Source organism: Kitasatospora sp. NPDC004240 (assembly GCF_053603215.1).
In genome coordinates, this window is record NZ_JBSGFD010000273.1 from 1 (window position 1) to 8,996 (window position 8,996).

The 8,996-nt window shown below is 71.6% G+C and carries 9 protein-coding genes and 1 pseudogene; 3 read left to right on the forward strand and 7 right to left on the reverse strand.

The genetic code is table 11. The features are described 5' to 3' along the window. Positions 1 to 187: 187 nt before the first annotated feature. From ACWEQL_RS38560 to ACWEQL_RS38575, 4 genes and pseudogenes are all read right to left on the reverse strand, one after another. A complete protein-coding gene (locus ACWEQL_RS38560) occupies positions 188 to 433 on the reverse strand; it encodes a hypothetical protein (RefSeq protein ID WP_452155626.1) in 246 nt (81 codons plus the stop codon). A gap of 1,518 nt (positions 434 to 1,951) precedes the next feature. Further along, positions 1,952 to 2,410, reverse strand: coding sequence for an SRPBCC family protein (locus ACWEQL_RS38565; protein WP_452155627.1), 459 nt, complete (start codon positions 2,408 to 2,410; stop codon positions 1,952 to 1,954). A 240-nt stretch (positions 2,411 to 2,650) separates the two neighbouring features. Beyond that, positions 2,651 to 2,842: pseudogene (locus ACWEQL_RS38570) on the reverse strand (IS6 family transposase); the annotation flags it as partial. A gap of 115 nt (positions 2,843 to 2,957) precedes the next feature. Further along, positions 2,958 to 3,227 carry a hypothetical protein gene (locus ACWEQL_RS38575; RefSeq protein WP_452155628.1) on the reverse strand — a complete coding sequence of 90 codons (270 nt, stop codon included), beginning with the start codon at positions 3,225 to 3,227 and terminating at the stop codon, positions 2,958 to 2,960. On the opposite strand from ACWEQL_RS38575, the gene ACWEQL_RS38580 reads away from it, so the two are divergent. Beyond that, positions 3,220 to 3,441, forward strand: a complete 222-nt coding sequence (locus ACWEQL_RS38580; RefSeq protein ID WP_452155630.1) for a hypothetical protein — start codon at positions 3,220 to 3,222, stop codon at positions 3,439 to 3,441. The two genes, ACWEQL_RS38575 and ACWEQL_RS38580, sit on opposite strands and share 8 nt — an antisense overlap. Positions 3,442 to 3,651: 210 nt before the next feature. Here the strand turns inward: ACWEQL_RS38580 and ACWEQL_RS38585 are convergent, their stop codons facing one another. Continuing rightward, on the reverse strand, positions 3,652 to 4,749 hold the full coding sequence (locus tag ACWEQL_RS38585; protein ID WP_452155632.1) for a hypothetical protein: 1,098 nt from the start codon (positions 4,747 to 4,749) through the stop codon (positions 3,652 to 3,654). Here ACWEQL_RS38585 and ACWEQL_RS38590 point away from each other — a divergent pair. Next, positions 4,748 to 4,996, forward strand: a complete 249-nt coding sequence (locus ACWEQL_RS38590; RefSeq protein ID WP_452155634.1) for a hypothetical protein — start codon at positions 4,748 to 4,750, stop codon at positions 4,994 to 4,996. The genes ACWEQL_RS38585 and ACWEQL_RS38590 overlap by 2 nt on opposite strands. Before the next feature lie 141 nt (positions 4,997 to 5,137). On the opposite strand, the gene ACWEQL_RS38595 is transcribed toward ACWEQL_RS38590, so the two are convergent. Then, positions 5,138 to 6,001 carry a LysR family transcriptional regulator gene (locus ACWEQL_RS38595; protein WP_452155636.1) on the reverse strand — a complete coding sequence of 288 codons (864 nt, stop codon included), beginning with the start codon at positions 5,999 to 6,001 and terminating at the stop codon, positions 5,138 to 5,140. A gap of 93 nt (positions 6,002 to 6,094) precedes the next feature. Between ACWEQL_RS38595 and ACWEQL_RS38600 the strand changes: the two genes are divergently transcribed. Continuing rightward, a complete protein-coding gene (locus ACWEQL_RS38600) occupies positions 6,095 to 6,832 on the forward strand; it encodes an SDR family oxidoreductase (RefSeq protein ID WP_452155638.1) in 738 nt (245 codons plus the stop codon). Positions 6,833 to 7,247: 415 nt separating this feature from the next. Here ACWEQL_RS38600 and ACWEQL_RS38605 read toward each other — a convergent pair whose 3' ends face one another. Beyond that, the gene (locus ACWEQL_RS38605; protein WP_452155640.1) at positions 7,248 to 8,759 is read right to left on the reverse strand and encodes a hypothetical protein; all 1,512 of its coding nucleotides are present in this window, start codon (positions 8,757 to 8,759) and stop codon (positions 7,248 to 7,250) included. Positions 8,760 to 8,996 lie beyond the last annotated feature (237 nt).

Below are 8,996 nucleotides of genomic sequence, written 5' to 3' on the forward strand. Positions count from 1 at the left end.
CGGTAGCGACGTTCAGGCTGCCCGGAGGCCTGGAGCCGCTCGGCGAAGGCCTCGTCCACGATCAGTGGCAGCGGCAGGTAGGCCAGGCGGCGCTGCTCGGTCATCACGCCGATGATCGATGCGCCTTCGTGGCACACACCACTCGGACAGGCTCTCGGTGGATGCGGCTCCCCGGCGCCGGCCGCGCTCATTTCTTGATCCGCACCTGGTCGGCGGCGTGGCGCCGAAGCGCGGTCAGCAGGTCGTCGACCGGAATGCCGCACCACCAGATTTTCCGCTCGACCTGAACACCGATGGCCTTTTCCGGCAGGAGGTCTCCCAGTGCCAGCGTACCGGCCTGGGCCACCGTCCGACTGATCCTCTCCTGCTGGTCCTCGGTCAGCTCGACGCCGGTAAGGACGAACTTGAACTCGTGCTTGCCGATCTTGTCCACGGTATCTCCCTTGATGAGGGCGTTCGGTCACTTCTTGAAGTCCGTCAGATGCTCGCGCGAGCCCCTCGGCCCGGCCACCCGTGATCGGCCCCGCCGGTAAAGACGGTGACCGGGGGCAACGGCTGGATTTCCTCGGACTGCCCAGGTGGCGGCTTATCTCCAGGGGCCGATGGATCGTCAGATGGCCCCGGCGTGAATATGCAGGTCAGGCGCAGGCGTCCTCGGCCTCGGAGTCGCCCGCCTCCGCCGGGACCACTTCGACGGGTTCATTCGCCATGCGGAATGAATTCTTCAAACGGGGTAAATGATATTCGGCTCATCAAGTGCAGTGCGACATTAAAAGTACGATAGCAGGCCCATTCTGCCAAGCGGTATCCCTCGGAGTGAAATTCACCGAAGATCCTTCGACGACCTGACCGTGGACGGTCGGTTTCGGCGGCTCGGCAGCGGGTCTGAGTGTCGGGGCGACCGCCACCTTCCCGTTGCCGGCCTCAATTTGTCGGAGGTTGGCGCCGATTGACATGTTGTCGGCGATTCCGGATTCTTCTTGCTGCTATTTGTCTCCCTAGGGGATGGCGGTGGGTGCGCGGTTCAGGGGACGGCGGGGCTTTGATTGTGCGGGTTGGTCGGGAGGTTCTCGTGTTCGGCCGGGGTGAGCCGGGTCAGGGTCGGCCCGGGGCGTGCGGGCGTGCCGGCGTGTGCGGGTGGAATCGAGGGGCCAGGTGGGTCCGGCGGCCCGCACTCGGGCCTTGACGGCCCCGAACTGCTCCAGCAGCGCCTCGGCCGGCGAGCCCACAGGTCAGCTCGACATTGGTCATCCGCGCCCGCTGCGATCAGCCGTCGCTCTCACCCACGCGGGTAGGCGCGCGTGTCCAAGGGCGCGAGGAACCGCGCGGGACGGAAGACTGCACGACGTGACCGCCCGTCCGCCGCCGGTACAAGACATGGTGGCTGGGGACGCGTCCGGCTGACTCATGGCGTCCGGCCGCCGGTGCCGCGCCCCGGCGAGACGCCCCGGACTGCCTGACCGAGCGGGCGTAGCGGCCGGTTCCGGCGGTCCGGTCGCCGGCCGCGCGACGCCGCCACTTCTCGGCGATTCCGGGGTTGGTGCCGTGGGCACGGCGGACGATGCGTCTGCATCCGCGCCTGGGTGAACCGACCGTGCGCGACGGTTCGGTCGGGGGCCCGTTGCTGTGGCCGGCCGACGAGCCGTGGCCGGTCTGCGCCGGCCGGGAGACAGCGGAGGCGGCCCTCCCGGTCGGCGGCGGCCGGCGCGGAACAGGGGAGTGGGGCAGTTCGAGCGGGGCTTCCTCCCAGGGCTGCCGGGCGGGACCGGCGCGTAGGCGACTGAGGTGCGTCCGGGTACCGGGCCGCGCGGGCCGGGTGTGCAGGTCAACGGCGCGTTTGACCTCGAGCAGTGTGGTGGTCCTGCCGGTGGGGGGGGTGGCCCGGAGACGATCACGCCGGGCCGAGCGGTGCCCTTCTGGTGGTGCCCGAGCCTTCCGGGTGGTTCGGTTCTCAGGCCGACTCGGTCGACGACAACAGCGCCTCCAGCTTGTCGAGGCTCTGGGTCCAGCCCTCGTGGTGGAGAGCGCGGCGTCGTTCGGTGGCGAAGTCGCCCTGCGTGACGACCAGCCAGGTTGACACGGCCCCGGCATCGCCGAGCGACAGCGTCACCACCGTCTCGCGGTCCTCGGGATCGGGATCCTCCCACCGGAAGGTGTAGGACAGGCGTTCCGGGGGGTCGACCTCCAGGAATTCCCCCGCCAGGTAGAACAGATCGCCTTCCGGAGGCTGCATCGCGATCCGGTAACCACCCCCCGGCCGAAGGTCCCTCTCCGCACTCGGGATGACGAACCCGTCGGGGCCCCACCACTTGGCCAGTTCCTGTGGTTCGGTCAGGGTTCGGAACACGACCGGCCGCGGTGCGTGGAGGAAGCGCTGTACCTGCAGCCTCAGCCCGTCATTGTCTGTCACCACGAACCTCCACCCACCGAGGCGTCGAGATCGAGCGTCGCACCCAGCCTATTACTCCGGCGGTACCTCGCGATCTCGCCGGTCAGGATCGCGGTCCGACGACAGGGTCGGCGGCGACATCGCAGGCGGCCCGGACCGCTTCAGGGCGGCCGGACCGCCGGCGGCCGGTTCCGGGGTGCGCAGGTGGGCGAGCCGGCCGCCGGAGGCGGTGATGTCCTCGGCACCCGGATCGAGCTGGGGCCCGAACCCGGCGCACCACTGCCGGACTGTTTCGCGGGAGACGATGATCCCGCGTGCGAGCAGCAGCTCTTCGACCTCGTGGAGGCTCAGCGGAAACCGGTTGTACAGCCACACCGCCTCGGAGATGATCTCTGCTGGGACCCGGAATCCCTGCACAACGGCGCCCTGGTCTCCACAGTGGCTCCTTCCCACCAGCCCGAACGATCCGAATGATCACCCGACGGGCTGACACAGCCGAGTCGACGGCTTCCGCAAAGGCTGACCAGAGTGAGCTTGCCCCGCTTGACGGACACCTTTGGTGCGGTGGTCAGGCCGCGAGGACGATCTCCTGGTCGGCGGGACCGCGGTAGGCCGATGGCGGGCTTCGGGTGGAGAGCAGCGGCACCTGCGTCGATTGGCCCGGGACGTCGAACAGGACCGCAACGACCTCGTGCGGATCATGAACCGACTCGGAGTGCCCGTACGGCGCTACCGGACCAGGCTCGGCCTCGCCGGCGAACGCCTCGGCCGCCTCAAGCCCGACAGGATCATTGTGCACCGCGCCCCGCTCAGCGACCTGATCGAACTGGATGCGCACCGGCGTCGAGGCAAAGCCGCCCTGTGGCGCGCGCTGCGGGCTGTCGCCGACACCCGATCAGCGCCTCGACCAGAGGGAGCCGGACCGCCTCACGGAGCGGGCCGCGGACCAGGCCCGTGTGCTCGACGAGCGGCACCGGGCGGTCAGCGCCGTGGTCCTCACCCGCGGGCGTGCCGCTGAGCGGGCGGAGCACGGCACGCCCTCCGCCCTGTGAACGCGGGTACCGGCGGATGGCGTGGTGTCCCGGCGCCGGGGTACGCGCCCCGTCGGGCAGGCGCCCCGGATCATCGCCGGTCCCTGACGTCACCTCGGCACGACCCGGGAAGACGGCCGCGCCCGCACACTCGGATCACGAGGGGCCCGGCTGTGGGTGCGGTGCCGCCCCGGCAGGCCCTCCGGGCGGCCGATGGGGAACACGGCTCGTTCAGGGCTGCGTCAGGCGCTGGAAGTATTCGCCGATCCGGCTCTGGTCCGCGATCAGTGGGAGGGTGTCGAAGAACAGCTCCCACTCGCTGTCGGGACCGAACCGCTCGATGATGCCGAACGGCACGTCCCGGACCGTCTCGACGCCGTCCTTGACCGTCTTGACGACGGCGGTGCCGTGCCACTCCACGTACGTCATGGTCCGGCCGAAGGCGATCTGGCCCGACGCGAACCGGAAATCGGCCCGCTCGAAGAGCCGCTTCAGGTAGGCGCTCCTGCCCTCGGCGGTGGTCAGCGGGGCGGCGAGGCCAGGACCGGCGAGGCGGGCGTTGCCCATCCGGCCGGCCAGGGCCGCGACGTCCTCACCGTTCCAGGCGGCCAGGCGCGCGGTGATCTCGTCGGCCCGGAACCGCTCAGGGCCGTGCCCGCCGGTCCCCGTGGCGGCGCCGGCCGGGTCGGTGACGCCGTCGAAGAGCGGGCGCAGCTCGGGGGCCACCGGCTTTACCAGCTCATGGCGGTCGTAGTAGCGGCGCGCCTGGATGGTCCTGCCGTCGTCGCCGAGGACGTTGCGGGCGATCTGCGGGTAGGCGATCCGGTGTCCCTTGACGGTGGCCTCGTTCCACTGCCCGAACATCATCACCGCGCCGTCGGCGACCACCTCGGTGCCGCGGTAGCGGAAGTCGGGGACGAGGCGGAGCGAGCCGGTGATCGAGGTGCCGATCGTGGCCGTCCCGTGCTGCGGCGCGGTGCCGGCCTCCCAGAGGGTGGCCGACTCGTCGAAGATGTCGAGGTAGGCCCGGACCCGGGGGTGGGTGAGGTCGCCGGGTGCCGGCGGGGTGCCGGTCGGGATCTCGCCGAAGGCGATCTGGCGCCTGATGAAGGCGCAGGCGTTGGGGGTGAGCCGGCCCTCCAGCCGCTCCAGCTTCCCTTCCACCTCTGCGCACTCGGCCGCCCTGCCGACGGCGGCCGCCTCGCCGGGCCCGGCGCTGGCGGTGGCGGTGACCGTGCCGAATACCACCGCGGTGGCCGTCGCCGCCGCGAACAGGGCGGCTCCGGTACGGGCGGCGGGCCGGCGGGTGGCGTGCTGAACTGCCGTCATGGTTCTGTCCTCTTCCAGGGGTGTCGGCGCCGCGCTGCGGGACGTCCGCCGGGGTTTCCCGGCAGCGCTGATCACCTTGCCGGACCCGGAGCGAGGCGTCGATTACCTCGCAGGTCATGCCCGTCAGGGGGCAACGTGGCGCAGGAACGGCTTGACGGTGGCCGAGAAGGCCGGTCCCGGCGGACCGGATCGGAGCCTGCGGCTGCTGACTCGCATCGACGGGACGCCGACGAAGTCGACGCCGTGATCGTGTTACGAGCTCTCAACCAGCGAGGGAGTGATTCGCTTGCCGTCCCGGATGGTCCGGGTCCTGCGGGTCTGCTTCATCGGTCCCGTGGGTCCTGATGGTGTCCGAGCTGTCCCAGGTGGCTGGTGGGGCAGGGTCCGGTCATAGCCGTGTGGCCGTGCGGACCAGGCCGGCCAGGGCGAGGGAACGGCTGTGCGCGGGCCAGACGATGTGGGTCACGACGGGAGGCGCGTCGCTCAGGGGGACGGCCGCGTGCTCGGCCCACAGCCAGGAACGGGCGGACTCGGGGACGACCGCCACCGTGCGTCCGAGGGCGATCAACTGGGCCAGTTGCGTCTGGTTGTGGATCTCGGGGCCCGGGCCGGGGGCGTAGGTGCCGTGGGTGGGCCAGCGGGCGAGCGGCAGATCGGGGACGTCCCTGACGTCGGCCAGGGACAGGGTCTCGCGGGCGGCCAGCAGGTGCCCGGCAGGCAGGAGGGCGACCTGCCCCTCGGTCGTGAGTGCCTCGCTGTCGAATCCGGCGAGGGAGTTCCATGGCGTGTGCATCAGCGCGACATCGGCACGTCCGTCGCGCAGGAGTTCCTCCTGCTCGCACATGCCGCACAGCAGCACCTCGATCTCGGTACAGCCGGGCTCGACCGCATAGGCGTCGAGAAGCTTCCGCAACAGCTCATGGGACGCGGCCTCCTTCACCGCGAGCACCAGCCGGTCGCGGCGGCCGCCAGGACTGTCGGCACCCCCGGCGCGCCGGGTGCGGCGGACGGCGGCAGCGGCCGCGTCGAGAGCCGCCCGACCCTCCTGCAGCAGCACCTCTCCGGCACCGGTCAGGCGGACACCGCGGCGGTTGCGCTCCAGCAGACAGACCCCCAGGCGCCGTTCGAGCTGCTGGATCGCCCGCGACAGCGGCGGCTGGGCCATGCCGAGACGCTCGGCGGCACGCCCGAAGTGCAACTCCTCGGCCACGGCCACGAAGTACCTCAACTCGCGAGTTTCCAGGGTGTCCACGGTCGACAGCATAAGCGGTGATACCCGCAGGGTATGACAGGGCACCGTACCGGTGTTGGTGGCACCACCCGCCCACGGGCCAGCATCATCGGCATGAGCGAAACGATGATCGCGCTGGTGACCGGCGCGAACAAGGGCATTGGCTACGAGATCGCGGCCGGACTGGGCCGCCTCGGCTACCGCGTCGGTGTGGGAGCCCGCGATGCGACCCGACGCGAAACCGCCGTCGGCACACTGCGCGCCGCCGGCGTGGACGCGTTCGGGGTACCGCTGGACGTGACCGACGACCGCAGTGTCACCGCCGCCGCGGAACTGGTCGAACGACTGGCCGGACGCCTGGACGCCCTGGTCAACAACGCCGGCATCCCGGGCGACATGGGCCCGGGATGGCTGCAGGAGCCGACCACGCTCGACCTGGAAGTGCTCCGCACCGTCGTGGACACCAACGTCATGGGCGTCGTCCGGGTGACCAACGCGATGCTGCCACTGCTGCGGCGCTCCGCCTCCCCACGCATCGTCAACGTCTCCAGCAGCGTCGGCTCCCTGACCCGACAGGCAGACCCGGACACCGAGATCGGCCCCGTCATGGCGGCCTACGCACCGTCGAAATCCTTCCTCAACGCCCTCACCCTGCAGTACGCCCGACAGTTCGCCGGTACGAACATCCTGATCAACGCCGCCTGCCCGGGCCTGGTCGCGACCGACTTCACCGGCTTCCACGGACCCCGCACCCCCGCGCAGGGCGCGGCCACCCCGATCCGGCTCGCCACCCTCCCCGACGGCGGCCCGACCGGTTCCTTCTTCGAGGACGACGGCGTCGTCCCCTGGTGATCACCGGCCCCCTGCGGACCGACGAGGTGGTGGGTGTCGCCCGTCATCCCAGGCCCCTCACCCCGCCGCGTCGTGGCAATGTGTCAGACCCTGGGCTCCGCGCCGTCACCGCGTACCGGGAATCCGCCTGCGCCGGCAGCGCCAGTAGGAGGCTGCCCGCAGGTGTGCCGATAGGTGACTGATTCACCCGTCGGCCCCCACCGCCCCCTCTCCGGCTTCGTGCGGGGGCCTGTCCGGTCCGATGCGAGGTACCCGGATGTCGTCGAGGACGGCCTGGAACCGGGGACTGTCATGACGCCGGCCGGCGGTGACGAGCGGGGACAGCGACTTCTGTCCCCGCTCGTCACCGCCAGGTGCAGCTCCATGGTCGGCCCGCCAGTCGGGGGCCGGCCCGGCCTGGCGGTCATACTCCAGGTCATGGCACCAGTTCCGGCATCGATGCCAGTGGTAGTGACGGGTTGGCCGCGGCCGCTTCCACCGTCTGCCAGTCGTCGTCGGCGAGCAGTTCGATGATGACCGCGGGCGGTAGGGCCGGATGACCGGCGGCGATGGGCCTGGCCTGCCGGTCGGTCAGGCACGCGAGCAGGGCCGGGGCCGTCGCGTGGCGGTGGCGGGCGATCGCGCGGAGCGCCTTGCGCACCGGTGGCCGGTGCCGGGCCAGGTGTTCCAGCAGGGCGGGTGTCGCGTCGGGGTTGGCCGCCACCTGCGCGACGACCTGCGCTCCGTGCCGTTCGACCATGGCCCGCAAACGGGGTTCGGGGAGTCCCGGGTGCGGTGCGACGGACTTGACGACCTTGGCGTCGGGGTCGTGGGCCAGCGCGTCGCGGATCCCGGCCGGCAGGTCACGGCGCCGGGCGAGGAGCATCCGCACGGTCGCGTCGGGTGAGGCGGCCAGCTCCTCGACCTCGGCGGGACAGGCCGCTGCGATGCGTGGCAGCAGGGACGGGCCGAGCCGGGTGGCGCCGGCGAGGTGGGCGAGGACGTCGAGTGGCAGGCGCGGGTGGTGTGCGAGCCGGCGCCGGACGTCGTGGCCGGGGTCGTCGGCCAGGGCGCGGATCAGGGTCTCGTCGATCGCTGGGTTGTCCGCGAGCCGGGCCCTCACCCAGGGGACGGGATCCCCGGCGAGTCGTGCGTACACCTGGGGCGGCAGGCCGGGGCGGGCGGCCAGTTCCTGGCGCAGCAGCACCGAGGGGTGGTCGGCGAAGAGCGCGGCCGCGGCCGCGGGGGTGGCCGGGTTGCACAGGGCCGCCTGCTGGATGTCGTGTACGGCGGACTCGTGGGAGCCGTCGCAGGCGGCTCCCGGCGCAAGCTCGCAGTCGGGCTCCGGGCAGTGCGGGTCGTGGACGAAAGGGGTCGTCTTACGGTCGCAGACCGGGCAGGACCGGGCCGCGGGCAGGTCTTCGCCGGTCAGCAGCGCCGCCAGTAGGGCCGGTGGCGTCGCCTCGTTGGCCGCCACCGCCCGGCGGACCTCGGTGTGCGGGTGCTGCGCGAGCCGGGCGGCGAGATCCGGAGTCGTCCACAGCGCGAGTTCCGCGACGACCCGGACCTGCGGGTCCGCGGAGAGCGTCAGCGCCACGTCCGGCGGCAGGCCGGGGCAGGCGGCCAGCTTCTCCCGGTGCTCCACCAGGGGATCGGCGGCGAACAGTTGTGCCCACCGCGGCCTGACGGTGCCTTTCCCGAGCAGGGCGAGCGCGGCGCGCGGCCGTACGGCGGGGTCGACGTCGGCCGCGTCGAGCCGGCCCTCGTGCGCGAGCCGCACCGCGGCCTCCTCGCAGCGGGAGGCCAGCGCCGTCACCTGTGCACGGCTGAGGTCCGGGCGGCAGGCCAGGGCCTCGGCGAGGTCGGCGTCCGCCGCCGCTATCAGCCGGTCGGCCAGGTCGGAGGGCAGCGCCGGGTTGGCGGCCAGCCCGTACAGGACGTGATTCACAGCCGAGCATCCTGCCCGACGCGTGATCGAACGGCTCGTGGATTTCGGCGCTGATGCCAGCCCGGTATCCGGCGGCGGCCGATGGTGGCACTCGCTGCATCGGACCGCCCCAGTAGCACCGGACGCCCCTCTGCCCCTTTACCGGTGGTTTGTTAAACCCGTAAGTAGAGATCGAGGGCTCGTCCGCTGGCCAATGAGGCGATGAGGGCTTGGAGTTCGGGCGGCGGGGGCGTGTTC

Excerpts from the sequence above, each read along its gene's own strand:
- ACWEQL_RS38585 (WP_452155632.1), bottom strand. The coding sequence starts at position 4,749 with ATGACGGCAGTTCAGCACGCCACCCGCCGGCCCGCCGCCCGTACCGGA.
- ACWEQL_RS38580 (WP_452155630.1), top strand. The coding sequence starts at position 3,220 with ATGCGCACCGGCGTCGAGGCAAAGCCGCCCTGTGGCGCGCGCTGCGGG.
- ACWEQL_RS38590 (WP_452155634.1), top strand. The coding sequence starts at position 4,748 with ATGGTTCTGTCCTCTTCCAGGGGTGTCGGCGCCGCGCTGCGGGACGTC.
- ACWEQL_RS38600 (WP_452155638.1), top strand. The coding sequence starts at position 6,095 with ATGAGCGAAACGATGATCGCGCTGGTGACCGGCGCGAACAAGGGCATT.